Raw genomic sequence first — 17556 nt, forward strand, 5'->3', positions numbered from 1 at the left:
GCTGGTTTCCGACTTCGACAATCAGATTCTCAGCTGAAACCACCACCGCCTTCAATTTCCCGCCTCAACTCCCCCGTACACCACTTCCGACTTTATCTCACGGTCGAGTTCGCGCATGTTCAATGTCACCAACGTTGCTGGCTTCATGGACGGCTCCTGCAGTGGTGCAGTCAGTCGCCAGCTTGCCAGTGGTCGCAAAAACACGACATTTGTATCTTGCTAGAACACGACATTCTCATGTTGCTCCTACAAATAAAACTCCGATAATTTGTGTTATGTAAACTGACGAAGTTGCGGTCGAGCGGTCTTCACGTCCGAAAAATCCTCGATCAAAAATTTTCGCCTGAGAATCCCCACAACGCGAAACTTTCCCCTATAATTCGCGGCTTCCGTAGGCTCGTAGCTCAGCTGGTTAGAGCACCACCTTGACATGGTGGGGGTCGTTGGTTCGAGTCCAATCGAGCCTACCAACGACATTCAGACGCACCGTCGCGATCGTATCGCCACGGTGCGTTTTCATTTCAGGCGCGTCAGTCCCAGCAGTTGCGGAACGCCACCGCGACGATCACCGGCACCGTCAGCACGAGCGGAATCGCGAAGTACGGCACTTCGAGATGGACGATCCACGTATAGATCAACCAGGCGACGCCCAATGCGAGCGTGGCAAGTCCGATGAGCGCCGTCAGCACGTTGAGCGTGCGTGGCGTCATCCGCTTGCGGGAGGCTTCTTTGCCCGACGGAGTTTCCATGGCAGCGGGCGCATTCGAGCGCGATACGAGTACGTCTCAATTTTATACCGCCGTGCTCGCCGTCGTATTTCGAATTCTTTTGACGAAACCGTCCGCCAACATCAGCAATGAATGGCCATGGGAAGACTTTCCGAATCGAACTCGATGTCGTCGGGCAGACGGAATGTCGTTCCCGAAACGATTCGGCGCGCGGTCCATAACGCCGCGAATGCGTCGAGCACGTCGTCCAGCGACGCTTGCGCGGGCTTGCGCGCCGCGAGCGCCGTATCGATCGAGCCGCCGAAGCATCGCACGAGCAACGCGCGACGCAATGCGAATCCCGATGCAATCGCCTTGCTTTCGCGCAGGCCGTGCGCCGGACCGCCCTGCTCCATTCGCAGATGCATGAAGCTCAACTCGGGATGCACTTCGAAGACGCGCACATCATCATCGGCGAGCGTGCGCAGCATGTCATCGACTTCTGCAATCTTGTTGCGAAGGTGAAATGCCTGAATGGAGATTCGTTTTCCGGTGACGGCCTGATTGACCGCACACGCTTCTTCATAGCTCGACGAGACTAAAGCCGCGCGAATCGGCGGCGTAAAGACAGAGCTTGCGCGCGGACGTCCGAGTATTTTTCGAGCGAGCGTGTCACACGTCCGAACGCCATTCGATGAAAGACCGATCGGCATATCCACAGCAACGATAGCATTCGCGCGCTTCCATTCGAGCAGATCTTCGAAGCGGCCGATAACTTTCGTCGCGATCGTTCCGGTGCGACCGCATTGCTTCGCGACGAACCAGCCCGCCTTGCAGCCATCGACTCCGTACAGATCGGCATGTACATCGCGCTTAATGTTCATGCTGCGATCGTATCAACGATCATCAAATCATGCGTATCTCTTGAACGCGAGAAAAAAAGCCCGGCGGGAAATCGTTCCGGCCGGGTCAAAGCACGCCCCTGGAAATACTTAAAAGTTATGCCGTATGCCGAGCGTCACGGACAACTGGCGATCGCTGTTCGAATTCGGCAGATTGGGAATCTGCGCGTAATTCGCCGGTCCACCCGTCGCCGGATCGATGCCTAGTCCCGCGCCGACCGCCTTCTGCATGATCGCGACGCCATACAGCGCAGTACGCTTGGACAGCGCATAGTTCGCGCCGACGTTCACTTGATGAAAACGCGTCGATGAACCCCCGTCCGGCTTCGCATTGTTATAGATGTAGGCAAGCCCGAGTTGCAGGAACGGCGTCGCGGCATAAGTCAGATTCACTTCGCCGATATCGAACGCGATGTCGCGGCCCTGCGGATTAGCGCTATCGGCAAAGTACTGGCTATGCTCGAGACGACTATGCGTATAAGTCAGCGCGATAGTCGCCGGCCCGATTGCATAAGATGCGCCCGCGCCATACGCCTTCAACGCTTCCGCGTTCTGCAATTGACAATAGAGTGCCGACGGATTCGAACACGCGAAATCGCCGATGTAGCCGTTTGCTCCGCCCAAAGCCGCATCGAGCGGATTGTGCAGGTTCAGATAACCTGCGCTGATCGAGATGGGCAAACGCGTATAAGCCGCGGCGAACGAATATCCGCGCCGTTGCCCGAAGTCGCCTGCAATGCCGCCGAGGCTATAAGTGCCGCCCACCGAAAAGCCACTCCAGTCCGGGCTCGTGTATTTGATCGCGTTGTTGAAGTTGAACGCTTCGTTAAGGTTATCGACGTCGCCGATATGCGAACCATAAAGCGTCGCCCACGAATTGCTCGATACGTAAGGCCCGAGGAAATCGCTATACGAGTCGTATTGACGTCCGAGGGACAACGTGCCGAACTGTTCGTGCGCGAGGCCCACCCAAGCCTGACGGTTGAATAGCGCCCCGCCCTGCACCAGGCTTCCCGTTCCCGTATAGAAACTGTTCTCCACGTTGAATTTCGCTTGCAAGCCGCCGCCGAGATCTTCCACACCGAGCAAGCCGAAGCGTGAAGGCACGAGATTGCCGCCGGAGAACGCGAAGTTATGCCCCGAACCGACGCTCCCGTCTGCATTGGTGACTTGCTGATTGGTCGTATAAGTCAGCCCTGCATCCACCGTTCCATACAGCGTCACATTGCTTTGCGCCGATGCGCTCGCGCACACGGCGAGCGCCGCTGTCGAGACAAGTTGCCGCGCGATCGTTTTAGTTGTCATGCAAGCGTCCTCACGCGTAGTTGATCAGCACCGACTTGGTCTCTGTGTACATGTCGATCACCGCGCGTCCGAGCTCGCGCCCGAAACCCGACTGCTTGAATCCGCCGAACGGCATCGCGTTATCCAGCAGCGAGTGGCAATTGACCCATACCGTGCCCGCCTTGATGCGCGGCACGAGCTTGTGAATTTCCGAGAGATCGTTCGACCAGATGCTCGCGCCGAGTCCATAAGGCGTGTCGTTTGCCTTGGCGACCACGCTGTCGATATCGTTGAACGGCATCGCGACGAGCACCGGTCCGAAGATCTCTTCGCGCACGACCCTCATCGAATGATCGGTATCGACGAGCACTGTCGGCTTCACGAAGAAACCGGCGCCGTCCTTGCGCGCACCGCCCGCGATAGCACGCGCGCCTTCATCGCGGCCCGCTTCGATATAGCTCAGCACACGATCCATTTGCCGTGCGGAAACCAGCGGGCCGATCTGCGTCGATTCATCGAGGCCCGGTCCCATCTGCAAGGATTGCGCGATCGCCGCGACACGCTCCATCACGCGATCGAATACTTTCTCGTGCACATAGACGCGCGAGCCCGCAGTGCAGACTTGTCCCGAGTTGAAGAAGATCGCATTGGCGACGCCTTCTGCCGCTTTATCGATATCGACATCCGGCAGCACGATAACCGGCGATTTGCCGCCGAGTTCGAGCGACATGCGCGTCATGTTATCGAGCGCCGCGTGACCGATAGCTTTACCCGTCGGCGTGGAACCCGTGAACGCGATCTTGTCGATGCCCGGATGACGCGCGAGCGCCGCGCCCGCCGTGCGGCCGAGGCCGGTGACGACATTCACGACACCCTTCTCGATGCCCGCCTCTTCGATCAGCATCGCGAGCCGCAATGCGGAAAGCGGCGTGTCTTCCGCAGGCTTCAGCACGACGGTGCAGCCAGTCGCGAGCGCGGGCGCGAGTTTCCACGATGCCATCAGCAGCGGAAAATTCCACGGAATGATTGCGCCGACGACGCCGACCGCTTCCTTGCGCGTATAGCCAAAGAAATCGTTCGACGGGCTATATGGAATCGATGCTTCCAGCGTGCTGCCTTCGATCTTGGTCGCCCAGCCGGCCATATAGCGGAAGCATTGCGCGGCCATCGACACATCGAGCCCGTGGGCGACCGTGACCGGTTTGCCATTGTCGAGCGATTCGATTTCCGCGAGCTCGCGCGCGTTCGCTTCGATAAGATCGGCAACGCGCAGCAAGAGACGCTCGCGATCGGTCGGTTTCATGCGCGACCATGCGGAGTCGTCGAACGCGCGGCGTGCGGCTTGCACGGCGCGATCGACATCGATTTCGTCGGCGCTCGGCACGCGTGCGAGCAGTTCTCCATCGGCGGGATCGATCACATCGAGTGTCGCGCCGCTCGCGCTATCGACCCATGCGCCATCGATGAGCATTTTCTTCGCCGATGCGAGGAATGCGCGCGTGGAATCGAGCATCGCGGGATGCCGGCTGTTATTCATCGGGTTGTCTCCTAGTAATGTTCCGGGACGGCGTTCACGCCGTTCTCCTGCAATTCCTTGACGAGCTTCATGCGGATACGCGCGACATCGGTGAGCGCGGGTCTGCGATGCGCCGCAATTTCTTCCGCCGTATAAGGCTTGAACGATGCGGGCCGCGATTGCTCGTTCATCGTCGCGAGCAACCAGTTCAAGACGTTCGCGAGCTCTGCGTCGTTCAATGCGGAATTGGCAGCGCCCGGTACTCGCATCACAAACCGACGGCCGTCGGGAAGCGAGACGAAATGACCGAGCGAGTTGCGCAATGCGGGCACCTTGCCGGGAATGCCCGAGCCATCGGCGGTGTGGCATCCCATGCAATTGAGCACCCAGTCCTGTCGCGCGCGCGCCGCGTCGTACGCCTGCGTCTGCGATGCCGCCGTCGTCGACAGCGCGGCCAGCGTCCCAGCGACGAGCATCGCCCGCGGCTTCATAGCCCCAGGCCCTTCACGACTGCTTCGCGACGCTGGTGCACGGCGGTCTGATCGAGCGGGCCCGCGCGCCATGCCTTGACTTCGGCGACGTCGAAAGGCTTCGCTGAACCATGCTGCGCGTTCAGATCGAACACGACGTAGTTCAACACATCCGCGATCTCTTCATCGGAGAGCGATGCGAAGCTCGGCATCTTGAAGTTATAGCTTTTCTCCTTGACCTTGATCGGGCCGAACATGCCATAGAGCACGGTGTGCCCTAATTGCGCGCGGCCATCGGCAGAGCCCGCATATTTGCCGGGATATTCGACGAGCGGCGGCGCAAGTCCGTCCATGCCTTTTCCGCCTGCCTGATGACAGACCGCGCATTTGCCATCGAAGGTCGATTTGCCGCCCGGGTAATGCACTGTCTGTGCAAAAGCGCCCGAAGCAAAGCTCATTGCGCCGGCGAGCAACGCCGCCATCAAAACAGTTGCAGTCTTCATTGCGTTGCCGCTCCCAACAGGACCGATACCGAGCAGTGGTAATTCGAATTGCCGTTCGCCATGCACCAGTTGATATCGTTATTGAGCGATAGCTTGTAAAGCGGCTTTTCGCGTTCATTGCGATTGCAGAAGCAGCGTCCGCAGCTCGTCTTGCCGCAGCAGTCGTTGTACGACACGATGTAATCCGAGCCGTCGTGCGGATTGCGGCACGTACCGATCCACGTGATCGGCGAAGGCGTCGTGCCCGGCGGGCAACTGCTCGACGTGCCGCCACAGCAGCTGCAAAGCCAGCCGTCGATCGCGCAATACTTCCAGTAGTCGCAACTCGTCGGATCATCGCTCGCCGATGAACCCGGCTTCTTCGGCTCCGTTGCATAGGCGGTGCGATCGACCGGCAACAGCGGCACCATTGCCGATCCGACCAGCACTTTCCCGAGCTTCGCCATCGCGCTGCGCCGCGAACTGCGTTGCGCGACGCCGCGCGCCTTTTGTTCGAAGAATGAATCCAGCCATTTCATGGACGCTCACCTGTAGGAATGGAAAAGTTATCGGCGTCTTCAGGCGTGCTGCCCGACTTGCGCTTCGTGGTCGTGATGGCCGTGATGCGCGTGGTCATCGTGCTTGCCGTGCACGAATTCCTGCAGCGACGCGACACCGCGTTCCTTCGCTTCGAACAGGCTTTCCAGATGTTCACGCGTGTTCACGAGACCTTTCGCGCGGACCTTGCCTTCGTCATCGAGCAGCACGGCATAGGGCAGCTTGCCGATCTGATAAGAAAGGCCGAGTTCCTGCGACAGCACATACGGATATTGCGAAAGACCGGACTTGCGATAGAACGCGGCGTGCTCTTCGAATTCGCCATCGCTGGCGAGCACGATGTCGACCGAACCTTCGCGCGCCTGGATCGACGGAAGCAAAGGCAGCAGCTTCTTGCACACGGGGCACGTCGGCGAAAGGAAGAAGACGAGCGTGTTGCGCTTCGAGTTCGACAGGCCGCCGACCTTCACTGCGCGGCCGGCGATATCGCCGAGTTCGAACACCGGTGCGATCGCGCCGACGGCCGGTCCCTTGTCGATCATGAGCGCGCCCGCGGGCATCATGCGTTCATAGAGAATGCCGACTTGGCGAACAAGTGCGAGACAGATCGCGCCGAGCGCGAGCAAAGCGGCCCACGACAGTGCGGCCGAAATCATCAGGGCGGTTTGCATCATGAATTCCTCAGAGAATCGAGCTTGGGAAGATTGACCAGCAGCACGTCGAGCGTGAACCACGCGGCGACGGCGAAAAGCGTGCAGGCGCCTGCGCTCAGATAGTCGAACCACATCAGCGCGCGGCTCGTAGCGGGAATGAGTGCGGCGGCCGCGAGCGCGGCGAGCATCAGAGCACGCGCGACGTGCCACCATCCGATCGACTTAGGCGTGCGCGTCGATGAGCTTGCTGCGACGAAGCCCGAGCAGCCACAATCGATGTCGGTATGACCGCGCAGCACGTTGATCGCGAGCGCCGCGCCGAAGAGCACGAAAAGCGCGGCCAGCACGATGGCGCTGACCATGCGGGTATCGGCGAACAAGACGCCGATCGCGCCAGCCGCTTCGAGTGCAGGCAACGCGAACGACAACGGCGTCACTGCGAACGACGGCAGCAAGGCGAACGCTTCGAGCGAAGCGCGAAAGCGTGATGGTTCGCGCCACTTCGGCGCCGTGCCCGCAAGTGCGATGATCGTCGCGCTTGCGATGCACACCATGAGAATGACGGGATCGATCATCGCGTCACCTCAAGGGTTGAGCAGCAACGTCGACGTCGTGCCGAGTTGCTTTTCGACGTGCTGGCGCTTGCCGGTCGTCGCGTCCATCACGACGAGATCGGATGTCGGCGTGAGGCCGTAGAAGAGCGGCTTGTCATCGGTGCTGACCTGAATCGCGAGCAGCGGATCGATCTTCTGCTTCGCGAGATCCCAGCGTGCTACGCGCTTCTTGCTCTGCGTGTCGTAGACCCAGATCTCCGTGCCCGGCTCTTTATGCGAACCGTCCGCGCCCTTGTGCATGGCCACGTAAAGACGATGTGTGCCCACATTCAGCGCGGTCTGCTGCAAGCCTCCCGGACGCCAGCCTGCCTTGCGTTCCTGATCGCTCAGCAAGGACCACGACGTTCCGAACACCGGTGCATCGCCGGAGAAATCGGCGGTACGCACGTTGCCGTTGAACGTGGTGAAGAGATACTGGTTGCCGTCGCGCACCGCGTTGATGAAGGCCGGGTCTTTATCGACGTCGATGAACGCGTCGGAGAGCTTGCGGCTCGCTTCCTTGCCGCTTGCATCGAGCTTGATGGTGAGCGCCTTGCCGCTCTCGCACAGTGCCGAGAAGCGGTCATTGCCGCTCGGATACGCGAGCACGCAAGCATCGGTGTCGATCTCTCCGAGAACCTTCTTCGCGGCCGTATCGATGACCGTGACCGATGTCGACGGCGTGATGTTCGACACGTAAAGTCGGCTACCGTCTTCCGAGAGGATCGTGCTGTAAGGCGTCGGCACGGTCTGACCGTGCTTGGCCGGGATCACGATTTCATCGGTCACCTCGAGCGTCGTGTTATCGATGATCTCGACTACATCGGTGCGTGCGCCATGGCTGCCGCGCGCGAAATACGTCGTCGCGACATAGCTCGTCTTGTGGTCGGGGGAGATCGTGAAGCCCGGAGCGAAGCCTGCATCGATCTCGCCGAGGAAGCGCTTCGTGTCGCCGTCGAAGACATGAACGCGCGCATCGGTCATGCTCGCAAACGACACATCCGTCACGAACACGCGATGCGGGCTATAGGGCGGGACCTTCGCAACCGTCAGTTCTTCCGGCTTTTCGGCCGCGCCCGCGTGCGGCTGACACGCAAGCAGTCCATACAGTAAGGCCCCCATGGCGGTGGCTAGCCGTCTCATCTCCATCTGTGCGTCTCCTTGTTTATCGTCGAAACGACTCTAAAGACGACAATAAAAAGAAGCACTTCGGAACCGGCAGCGCGTGCGTGCCGAAATGGAGCATTCGAAAGGGAGCCGACAGAGATGAGGCTTTTCGCGCAGATTTTCGAAGCACGAATGCCGATATCAAGCCGCGACAATGCGGCCTGTTATCGGCAACCAGGAATGCGTGAAGCGCTGTTCAGCGGGCGCGCGGCGTTTGAGAGGGAAGTTCGCCGAACAGGCTTTTGTAATCGCTCGCGAAGTGGCCGAGGTTGGAAAATCCCCAGCGCATTGCAGCCTCGCGAACCGGTACTTCGCTTTGCGATGTCGTCGTAAGAAGCCGTCTCACCTGAGCAAGGCGCACGGCTCGCAGATAACTTACAGGGTTCATCTGCGTGACGGATTGAAAGCTGTTTTGAATGGTGCGGCGGCTCACGCGCAGTTTTTCGCATAAATCCAGCACCGATATCGGCTGCTCCGGACGCGCAAGCACGAGATCGTGTGCGCGCCGCACGACGTCGGCGCGGCACGCATAAGTGAGCCGGTCCTCGCGCGTCGGTACATGAAACGTCAGGAGGTCGAGGATGCTTTCGGTGACCGTATGTGTGAAGCAATGCGCGCCATCATCGGACAAAATCGGATTCCGGTCCGCCAGCACGGTCTCGACCGCCGCGATGATGCGCTTACCCGCACGCGCGCCGGCCGCGCCGGGAATGCTCAGCACATGACGGCTGAGGATTTCGTCCTGCACATCGACGCCCGCCGCGTCCGCCGCTGAAGCAAGCAATTGCGCATCGATGGCGACGCCAAGCATCGACATATCGGGCGGCGAATGCAGAAGAAATTCCTTGTCGCCGGGCGCGACGACGAGCGCGTTTTCGTCGACCCGCACGCCCTGAAACGAGAACGGCGCGCCACCGCCGAGCACGAGTCCGAACGTGACGAATCCGGCCGGCAATTGCCCGCGCTGAACGATACGCACGTTCGCAGATTCCTGAAAGACCTGAACGCCCGCTAATGAAACCTGCTTCACCGTGCTGCGGAATGCGCCCTCGCCCACCTGGTCATAGCGCTGCTCCCACCCCGCCAGCGCATGCGCGTGGTGGTCGGCGTCCTCGAAGGTTTCGTAGTTGGCGTACATGCCCTCCTCCTGCTGCTTGCGTCGCCTCGACGCGACTGCTTATAGGTTTTCAATTTTTTTGCGTCAAGCTTTTCGATTCTTCTCCTCTAGTGCCTGTTGCGCAATCCTAGGAATGCACGATTGAAAAACACATGCGCTCATGCGTAGGCGATCACGCGCTATCGCGAAGTTCAGTAATTACTTTAACAACTAGTTCGCAAGGATTGCACCCTGATAGTGCGCCCAAGAAGGTTCGCAGATCAGAAGTCTGCGTTTTGACCTCGCGACACGGCAAATCAGTCAAAAGCGCATCTATCGATAAATTCCGCCGATGTCGATTCAAATTTGCCTCACTGATGATCGCATCCCTTTTCGGCGAATTTGACGCCGATATCCTCCGCATCGACACTGCCTCACACCCGAACCTCACTTCCCAACCACCATGAAGCCCAAAAGCAAGCGCTATACATACGAGTGGTATGTCGTCGTGATCTGCATGCTGGCTTATGTGTTCTCGTTCATCGACCGGCAGGTGCTCGCGCTTATGATCGAGCCGATCAAGCGCGATCTGCATCTCAGCGATACGCAGTTCAGTCTCTTGCACGGCTTCGCGTTCTCGCTGTTCTACGCGGTGATGGGCATGCCGATCGCGTACCTCGCGGACCGTTTCGCACGTCCGCGCATCATCGCTGCGGGCATTGCGCTGTGGAGCGTCGCGACCGCGGCATGCGGCCTGAGTCAGAGCTTCGTTCACATGTTCGTCTCGCGCATGAGTGTCGGCGTGGGTGAAGCCGCCCTATCGCCGGGAACCTATTCGATGCTCGCGGATTTTTTTCCCAAGGAAAAGATGGGCCGTGCAATCGGCATCTATTCGCTCGGCTCGTTCATCGGCGGCGGCATTGCATTTCTTGTCGGCGGTTATGTGATTGCATTGCTCAAGCACGCGAGCGTGTTCGCCTTGCCGCTGGTCGGCGAACTACGCGCATGGCAATTGACGTTCTTCATCGTCGGATTGCCGGGTCTTCTCGTCGCCTTCGTCTTCATGCTGACGGTACGCGATCCCGCGCGCAAAGGACTTGCGCAGGACGGGTCGGGCAAGGTCAAGCGAGTCGCGATGGGCGATGCGCTGCGTTTCATCGCCAATCATCACAAGACCTTTTTCTGCCACTACGTCGGCTTCTCGTTCTATGCGATGGGCCTGTACTGTCTGATGAGCTGGACACCTGCGTTCTATATGCGCCGTTTCGCTCTCTCGCCGGTCGAAACGGGTTATATGCTCGGCATCGTGATGCTCGTCGCCAATACGACGGGCGTCTTCTGCGGCGGCTGGCTCAGCGACTGGCTGCTGCGTCGCGGACACACCGATGCGCCGATGCGCGCAGCGTGGATCGGCGCGGCATGCATGCTCGCTCCTGCGATCGCGTTCACTCAGACGACGAGCCTCGCCGCATCGCTCGCATGGCTCGTCGTGGCGATGTTCTTCGCGTCGTTCCCGTTGCCGACTTCCGCCGCCGCCATGCAGGCACTTGCGCCGAACCAGATGCGCGCACAGATATCCGCGATGTTCCTGCTGGTATCGAATCTCATCGGACTGGGTCTCGGCACGACGCTCGTCGCGCTTATCACCGACAAGGTATTCGGATCGCCGCTCGCGGTTGGACACTCGATGGCCATCATCAATGCCGTGGCGATCGGGCTTGCTGCCGTGCTGCTTTTCGTCGGATGCAGTCAATACCGATCGAGTCTCGAACGCGAAACGCGTGAAGCGCGCGTGACGATCGATAGCCCGGGCCTGCATGAGAGCATGCCCAGCGGCGCAACGCCGACACCTCGATATGCCGAGCGCTTGTGATCCATGTTGCTCACTCAACGCGCAACGTCGTGTCAATCCGTATGGTGCAACAAGGGCAACGCGAAGCAGCATTCCAGTCCGCCGCCCGCCGCGCGTTGCGCCCAGATCCGTCCTTCGTGACGCGACACGATGTTCTTGCACAGCGACAGGCCGATGCCGTTGCCGCCCGCCTTCGACGACGAGAAGCCGTCGAACAGGCGTTCGAGCGCATCATCGGGCACGCCTGGTCCGTCGTCGATCACATGCAGTTCGGCTGTCTTTCCGTTCGTCATCGCGGCAAGCGTGACGGTGCCGGCAGACGGTTTCATGCCGCTCATTGCTTCGACTGCGTTGAATGCCAGATTGAGGATCACCTGACCGATAAGCACGCGCTCGCAACGTATCGGCAACGGCTCGTGCGATGGCTCGATCCTGACCGTCACGCCTTCGTCTCGCGCGCGCAACTGGATGAAGTAAGCGACATCCGCGAGCACGTCGCGAAGATCGGTCTGAGCTTCGGCAGGCTCCCGCTTCACGATGAACTCGCGCACGCTCTTGATGATATGCGCCGCGTGCTCTGCTTGCCGGTCCGCTGCACGCAGGCCCCAGATCGCGCTGTCGATGGAATCTGGCTGCGCGAGCCGCTGAATCGCGCCTTCGATGAAGTTGCGCACGGCAGCGAGCGGCTGGCTCAACTCGTGTGCGATCGCGGTCGCCATTTCGCCCATAGCGTTATAACGTCCCGCGTATTCGAGCATCCGCGCTTCGCTTCGCCGGGCTTCCTCGATCGCCACTTCATCGCTGATGTCGCGGAAATGAACCAGTGTGCCGTCTTCGATATCGATGCGCCTGCACGTTATGCGCAGCCATCGTTTCGCGCCGTCACGACGCGTGATCGCATAGCGTTGCGCGGGCGTCGAATGTTGGCGCGTCGCACTGCGCAACTGGGTGACGAGCCGGTCGCGATCGGATCTCGTGCAATAGTCGAGCGCGACGCCGAGCGGCGCATCGTTCGCGACACCGAGCACGCGTCGTCCCGATTCGCTGATGAAACTCACCTTGCCGCGCGGCGTCAGCACTGCAACGCCCTCACCCAGATCCTGCATGTATTCGCGCAAGCGTGTTTCATAGCGGCGCAATTTCTGCCGCATTGCATCTTCAGCGCTGATGTCGCGAAACTGCACCATCACAACTTCGCGTCCCGTGAGCGGTACGTATGTCGCGATTGCCTCGGACAGCATGTCGACGCCCGCGCGCGAGCGATAACACCACTCATAACTTTGCGGACCTTCCGTGATGGAGCGATCCATCGCATTCACGGCAATTTCGCGGCGATACCTGATGTCATCGCGCGTCATATCGTGCGCCTTGAGCGGAAGCAATTCTTCCACCGAAAAACCCAGCGCGATGCATGCTGCGCGATTGGCCCACACGATGGCCTTCGTTTCGGCGTCGTGTAGCAGCACGCATTGCGTCAGCGCATCGAGCAGGCGGTGGAAATCGTCTTCGGTGGGGAAGTTCATGTCGTGGCGCATGGGATACATGGTTGCAACGCTAACCATAGCATCGGCGCGTCCCGCACGTCCCTAAAGATTTCTTTAGCCGGACGGGAGGCTTCACCGAATCGCACGCTCGCCTTCCCAATTGTTTCAGCCTTTTTGCATTCCTAGACTGGCATTACTGCGTGTGGCTCGAAAGCACTTCAACTCAATCTCATGCGCCATACGAACGAAAAGGAGATGTCCCCATGTCAGCATCCGCGATTGCAGTCGCCCTTCGCGACGATCTGTCCAGTCAAACCGACGCGATAGCGCTCGACGATGTGATCGCCGAAATCGCCCGGCGTCGCGATGAATTCGACCGCGTGTCGCACGTACCGCGCGATGTCATCGACAAGCTCAAGCGCGCAGGTATCTATCGTGCGGCCACGCCAAAACGATTCGGCGGTGACGCGCGCGCACCGGGAGAATTTCTGCAGATGATCGAGCGCATCGCTGTCGCTGACGGCTCCGCCGCATGGGTCGCGAGTTTTGGATCAGCGAATCTCTATCTCGCCGCGTTGTCGCTTGCGACGCAAGCTGCAATCTACGCCGACGGTCCCGACCAGGTGTTTGCGGGCGGCCTCTTCCCCGTTCAGAACGCACAGCCAGCATCGGGCGGCTATCGCGTGAGCGGCACATGGAAGTTCGCGAGCGGCTGCAAGGGCGCGGACTGGCTCGGCGTCGGCATCAGCACCAGCAAGCCGGGTGAAGCACCAGGCAAGCCGCGTACGGCCGTGTTTCGCCCCGCGCAAGTCGAGATCGTCGAAAACTGGAACGTCGTCGGCATGCAGGGCACCGGGAGTCACGATTTGCGCGTGACGGATCAGTTCGTTGCTGAAGACTGGACCTTCGTTCGCGGTGGCCCATCAACGGTCGATGAACCGCTCTATCGCTATCCGACCATCGCTTATGCGGCGCAAGTGCTCGCCGTCGTGAATCTCGGTCTGGCGCGCGCAGCGCTCGATGTCGCGAATCATATGGCCGGAGGCCGCAAGACAACGACAGGCGCGCCGCAACTCGCCGACCGCGCCTATTACCGGATCGAGCTTGCAAAAGCGGAAGCACAACTGCGCAGCGCACGGGCCTTCTTCTACGAATCGACCGACAGCGTATGGCAATCGATTCTCGCGGGCAATGAAGTTATGCCGGAACAAGTGAGCCTGCTACGCCTCTGCGCAACGCAGATTGCGCGTGAGGGCGCCGATGTCGTGAATCGCGCCTATCGACTAGGCGGCACGATGGCGATCTATCGCACGCATCCATTGCAACGCCTGATGCGCGACGCCATGGTCGTCACGCAACACGCATTTCTCGGCGAAGGGAACTACGACGGCGCGGGTGCCGTGTTCGTCGGTGTGCCGCCCATTCCCGGCTATCTTTGATCCCCATTCATCGCATAACGCATAACATCAGGAGTAACGCTTCATGACCGATAACCGAAACCTGCCTTTGCGCGTGCTCTTTTGCTGCGGCGTAACGCAAAACTTTTTTGATTTGCCGCGCGAGAAGATCGGCGAAGTATGGCAAGCCTACGGCAAGATGCTCGCTGCTGTCGAAGCGATGGAGAACGTGCGCGTGCTGGGCGTGATGGACGACGATCGTCTCGTCGTCGGCCAATCCGATGGCGCGCCGTGGACCTTCTACATCATGGCCGACGTAGCAGACTTCGATACGGCCGCCGCGGTATGCAATCTCTATCGCACGACGCCCGTCGGCGAATACAACCTGTGGCGTTATGGAAAGATCGAGGCGCGTGTCGGACGTGCATTGTCGGTGCCGTAACGCAACGCTCTGCATCGTCGCCGCATACATTGCGGCCGCTCTCGCCCATTAGAAAAGGAACTCGAATATGTCCAAGAGAATCGCGCTCATCACGGGTGCCGCGCGCGGCCTCGGCGCCGTGGTCGCGCGCCGCTTTCATGCCGCAGGCTATAGGGTTGCGCTGGCCGATATCGCAATCGAAGCAACGCAATCGCTCGCATGCGAGCTGAGTGCGGACCAGAGCAGCGCATTCGCCATCAGGCTGGATGTGGCATCGAAGACGGACTTCGAACACGCACGCGATGCCGTGCATGAACGCTGGGGCCGAATCGATGCGCTCGTCAACAACGCGGGTGCATCGAAAGTCGTGCCCGTGATGGAGATTACCGCAGAGCAGTTCGATCAGGTCATCGATATCAATCTGCGCAGCGTGCTCTTCGGCTGTCAGGTATTCGGCCTCTATTTCGCGGATCGCGGCGCGGGTCGCATCGTCAATATCGCATCGCTGGCGGGACAGAACGGCGGTTCGGCGACCGGCGCGCATTACGCGGCCGCCAAAGGCGGTGCGATTACATTGACCAAGGTTTTTGCGCGCGATCTGGCCGCGCGCGGCGTGACCGTCAACGCGATCTCACCTGGTCCGCTTGACCTTCCGATCGTGCATGAGAGCCTGCCTGCCGACAAACTCGACAAGGTTATCGCCGGCATTCCCGTGGGACGTCTCGGCTCGGCCGATTACATCGCCGACGTGGCCGTGCTGCTCGCATCACCGGATGCGTATTTCGCCAACGGCGCATGCTGGGACGTGAACGGCGGCCTTTACATGCGTTAGCGAGTTCGAATCATGCGCGCTCGTCGCCGGACGGGCTCCATACTTCGAGCACATCGCGCACGAGCGTCGCGATGGACGCAGCTCCGAGCTTGTCCTTGATGCTCGCGCGATGCACGTCGACGGTCTTGACGCTGATCTGCAGATCGGCGGCGATGCGCTTGCTCGCTTTGCCCTCGATCACGCCGCGCAAGACCTCCTTCTCGCGCCCGGTCAGCGAGTCGACGCGCTCGCGCAACTCGCGTTGCCGCTGGTCTTTCGCGTGACGCTGCATCGCGAGCTTCATCGCGCGCTGCACGCGATCGAGCATTTGCTGGGAGTTATAGGGCTTCTCGACGAAATCGATCGCGCCATGCTGAAGCGCGCGAACGGACATCGGAATGTCGCCGTGACCGCTCACGAAGATGATCGGCAAAGCCGCACCGCGGCGGTTGAGTTCGGCTTGCACGTCGAATCCGCTCGCCTCCGGCATCCGTACATCGAGCACGAGACAAGCGGGACGACTCACATCGAATACGCGCAGAAAATCGGCGGCATTGGCGAACCCTTCCGACTTCACGCCGACTGAATCGAGCAGCCATGCAAGCGAGGTACGCATGCCGTTGTCGTCATCGACGATATAGACCATGGGAGCGGAAGAATTCATTGCGATTGCTCTTTCGATGCGCGCATCAGGGACCAAGCGCGCCGGAGGATTCGGCTGTCTCATCGCAGGGTCTGTTTTTTGATGCGCCAATGATAACCAGCCGAAATTCGCCGCGAAAGTCCTTTCTTTACCTCGATGACGCGAGATAGGTAAAAGCTTTAGTGCGTTCGGTAACTACGCCGGGCGAGCGGGCGGGACGTGCCGATTTTATTTGTGCGGTTCAGCGCGTACGCTTGATTGACCATTTGCTATACACAACCTGAACATGAAACGAACAGGAGACGCTCCCATGTCCGCGCTGCCCCGTCCCGACCTTTCCGATATCGATCAGGTGCGCAAGCTGTTCCGCCAGGCCATGGCTCATCTGGGCGCAGCAGTGAATGTGATTACGACGACAGGCACGCATGGCCGCTGCGGCATTACTGCGAGCGCGGTGTGCTCGGTCACGGATGCGCCGCCTACGCTGCTCGTCTGCATCAACAGGTCGAGCGCCATGCATGCCGCATTCGTGAACAATCGCAATGTGTGCGTGAACGTGTTGCCGGGTCATCTCGAACAGATCGCGCGACACTTCGCCGGTCTCACGCAATTGTCGATGGACGAGCGCTTTTCGTTACCGGTGTGGGACGAAGGCGCGAACGGCGTGCCGGTGTTGCGCGATGCGCTCGCCAGCCTGCAAGGCACGATCGTCGAGGCGAAGGAAGTAGGATCGCACTCGGTGATGTTCGTGCAAACCACCGCGATCCGCGTGCGCGACGACGGCGATAGCCTGATTTATTTCGATCGAAACTTTCATCGCGTGCCGCGTGCATGTGATGCGCGGTAGTGTGCGCGCGAGCCTGATTCGTTTTCAGGCTCGCGCACACTGATCAATTCAACGCCGAAAGACGCGTATTCAGCCGCGCACGCGTGATCGCTGCGATTTGCGCGAGCGCCTCATCGAGTTCCTGCTGCGTGCTGCGTCCAATGCGACGTTCGAGCGCGCTGAAGATGCCTTCGCGCGTGTAGTGCCGCACGCAGATGATGAACGGAAAGCCATGCCGCTCGAGATAAGCTCTGTTGAGACGATCGAGCGACGCTTCCTGTTCCATCGACATGGCATCGAGCCCGGCGCTCTTTTGTTCGGCATCGGAATCGGCCGTCATCGTTCCCGAGCGAATGTTTGCGCCCGATAACAACGGATGCAGGTTCAGAAATGCGCGCTGGCTTTTATCGTCCAGATTGCGGATGACATCCATCATCGCGTCATGCAAGGCATTGGCGGATGCGAACGGCCGCACGCTCCACGCGCCCTCCGCCGCTTGCGGAAAATGCTCGAACACGCTTGCGAATGTACCAATGAATGCCGCGCGGTCCAGCGAATTGACCGGCTCCAGGTTGATCGACTGTGACATGCTCGCGTCTCCTATGGCGTGTCGATGGCAATTCGTGCCGAGTATAGGAACCGCGCGATCGGGCGGCGAGACAGCCGATCCTATTGACCGCATAACAGAACACGA

General features: G+C 60.0%; 19 protein-coding genes and 1 tRNA gene. 6 read left to right on the forward strand and 14 right to left on the reverse strand.

Annotated features, from left to right (window positions below; all coding sequences use genetic code 11):
• Positions 1-393 precede the first annotated feature (393 nt).
• A tRNA-Val gene (locus tag QCE58_RS26385) sits at positions 394-470 on the forward strand.
• 60 nt (positions 471-530) lie between these two features.
• Here QCE58_RS26385 and QCE58_RS26390 read toward each other — a convergent pair.
• From QCE58_RS26390 to QCE58_RS26440, 11 genes are all read right to left on the reverse strand, one after another.
• The gene (locus tag QCE58_RS26390) at positions 531-749 is read right to left on the reverse strand and encodes a hypothetical protein (RefSeq protein ID WP_033536141.1); all 219 of its coding nucleotides are present in this window, start codon (positions 747-749) and stop codon (positions 531-533) included.
• Positions 750-850: 101 nt separating this feature from the next.
• Entirely contained in the window at positions 851-1591 is a 741-nt protein-coding gene (locus QCE58_RS26395; RefSeq protein WP_250521678.1) for a DUF429 domain-containing protein, read from the reverse strand.
• Between the two features lie 108 nt (positions 1592-1699).
• Complete coding sequence (locus QCE58_RS26400) at positions 1700-2914, reverse strand: porin (protein ID WP_250521679.1); 1215 nt, start codon at positions 2912-2914, stop codon at positions 1700-1702.
• A gap of 10 nt (positions 2915-2924) precedes the next feature.
• Positions 2925-4430 (reverse strand): aldehyde dehydrogenase family protein, encoded by a 1506-nt coding sequence (locus QCE58_RS26405; RefSeq protein ID WP_250521680.1) that lies wholly within the window; start codon positions 4428-4430, stop codon positions 2925-2927.
• 11 nt (positions 4431-4441) lie between these two features.
• The gene (locus QCE58_RS26410) at positions 4442-4900 is read right to left on the reverse strand and encodes a c-type cytochrome (protein WP_409014173.1); all 459 of its coding nucleotides are present in this window, start codon (positions 4898-4900) and stop codon (positions 4442-4444) included.
• Positions 4897-5382, reverse strand: coding sequence for a cytochrome c (locus tag QCE58_RS26415; RefSeq protein WP_033536142.1), 486 nt, complete (start codon positions 5380-5382; stop codon positions 4897-4899). Before QCE58_RS26415 ends, QCE58_RS26410 begins: the two co-directional genes overlap by 4 nt.
• A complete protein-coding gene (locus QCE58_RS26420; protein WP_250435831.1) occupies positions 5379-5900 on the reverse strand; it encodes a methylamine dehydrogenase light chain in 522 nt (173 codons plus the stop codon). The genes QCE58_RS26415 and QCE58_RS26420 overlap by 4 nt, the downstream gene beginning before the upstream one ends.
• Positions 5901-5939: 39 nt before the next feature.
• Positions 5940-6593, reverse strand: coding sequence for a methylamine dehydrogenase accessory protein MauD (mauD, locus tag QCE58_RS26425; protein ID WP_250435832.1), 654 nt, complete (start codon positions 6591-6593; stop codon positions 5940-5942).
• Positions 6590-7147 carry a MauE/DoxX family redox-associated membrane protein gene (locus QCE58_RS26430; RefSeq protein WP_008353336.1) on the reverse strand — a complete coding sequence of 186 codons (558 nt, stop codon included), beginning with the start codon at positions 7145-7147 and terminating at the stop codon, positions 6590-6592. Before QCE58_RS26430 ends, mauD begins: the two co-directional genes overlap by 4 nt.
• 9 nt (positions 7148-7156) lie before the next feature.
• On the reverse strand, positions 7157-8287 hold the full coding sequence (locus tag QCE58_RS26435) for an amine dehydrogenase large subunit (RefSeq protein ID WP_250519904.1): 1131 nt from the start codon (positions 8285-8287) through the stop codon (positions 7157-7159).
• A 241-nt stretch (positions 8288-8528) separates the two neighbouring features.
• On the reverse strand, positions 8529-9470 hold the full coding sequence (locus QCE58_RS26440) for a helix-turn-helix domain-containing protein (RefSeq protein WP_250502983.1): 942 nt from the start codon (positions 9468-9470) through the stop codon (positions 8529-8531).
• Positions 9471-9891: 421 nt separating this feature from the next.
• On the opposite strand from QCE58_RS26440, the gene QCE58_RS26445 reads away from it, so the two are divergent.
• A complete protein-coding gene (locus QCE58_RS26445; protein ID WP_250521682.1) occupies positions 9892-11301 on the forward strand; it encodes an MFS transporter in 1410 nt (469 codons plus the stop codon).
• A 32-nt stretch (positions 11302-11333) separates the two neighbouring features.
• Here QCE58_RS26445 and QCE58_RS26450 read toward each other — a convergent pair whose 3' ends face one another.
• A complete protein-coding gene (locus tag QCE58_RS26450) occupies positions 11334-12803 on the reverse strand; it encodes a sensor histidine kinase (RefSeq protein ID WP_250435835.1) in 1470 nt (489 codons plus the stop codon).
• Positions 12804-13027: 224 nt separating this feature from the next.
• On the opposite strand from QCE58_RS26450, the gene QCE58_RS26455 reads away from it, so the two are divergent.
• The 3 genes from QCE58_RS26455 (at position 13028) to QCE58_RS26465 (ending at position 15414) form a co-directional block, all read left to right on the forward strand.
• Positions 13028-14203 carry an acyl-CoA dehydrogenase family protein gene (locus tag QCE58_RS26455; protein ID WP_250521683.1) on the forward strand — a complete coding sequence of 392 codons (1176 nt, stop codon included), beginning with the start codon at positions 13028-13030 and terminating at the stop codon, positions 14201-14203.
• 43 nt (positions 14204-14246) lie between these two features.
• On the forward strand, positions 14247-14603 hold the full coding sequence (locus QCE58_RS26460) for a hypothetical protein (RefSeq protein ID WP_175979352.1): 357 nt from the start codon (positions 14247-14249) through the stop codon (positions 14601-14603).
• 67 nt (positions 14604-14670) lie between these two features.
• Positions 14671-15414, forward strand: coding sequence for an SDR family oxidoreductase (locus QCE58_RS26465; RefSeq protein ID WP_309780492.1), 744 nt, complete (start codon positions 14671-14673; stop codon positions 15412-15414).
• 10 nt (positions 15415-15424) lie between these two features.
• Here QCE58_RS26465 and QCE58_RS26470 read toward each other — a convergent pair whose 3' ends face one another.
• Complete coding sequence (locus QCE58_RS26470; RefSeq protein WP_250521685.1) at positions 15425-16057, reverse strand: response regulator transcription factor; 633 nt, start codon at positions 16055-16057, stop codon at positions 15425-15427.
• 289 nt (positions 16058-16346) lie between these two features.
• Between QCE58_RS26470 and hpaC the strand changes: the two genes are divergently transcribed.
• On the forward strand, positions 16347-16883 hold the full coding sequence (gene hpaC / locus QCE58_RS26475) for a 4-hydroxyphenylacetate 3-monooxygenase, reductase component (protein WP_008353320.1): 537 nt from the start codon (positions 16347-16349) through the stop codon (positions 16881-16883).
• A 43-nt stretch (positions 16884-16926) separates the two neighbouring features.
• Here the strand turns inward: hpaC and uraD are convergent, their stop codons facing one another.
• On the reverse strand, positions 16927-17451 hold the full coding sequence (gene uraD, locus QCE58_RS26480; RefSeq protein ID WP_250440617.1) for a 2-oxo-4-hydroxy-4-carboxy-5-ureidoimidazoline decarboxylase: 525 nt from the start codon (positions 17449-17451) through the stop codon (positions 16927-16929).
• Between the last annotated feature and the right edge of the window lie 105 nt (positions 17452-17556).

This window comes from Caballeronia sp. LZ028, assembly GCF_031451415.1.
In the GTDB taxonomy this organism is placed as follows: Bacteria; Pseudomonadota; Gammaproteobacteria; order Burkholderiales; family Burkholderiaceae; genus Caballeronia; species Caballeronia zhejiangensis.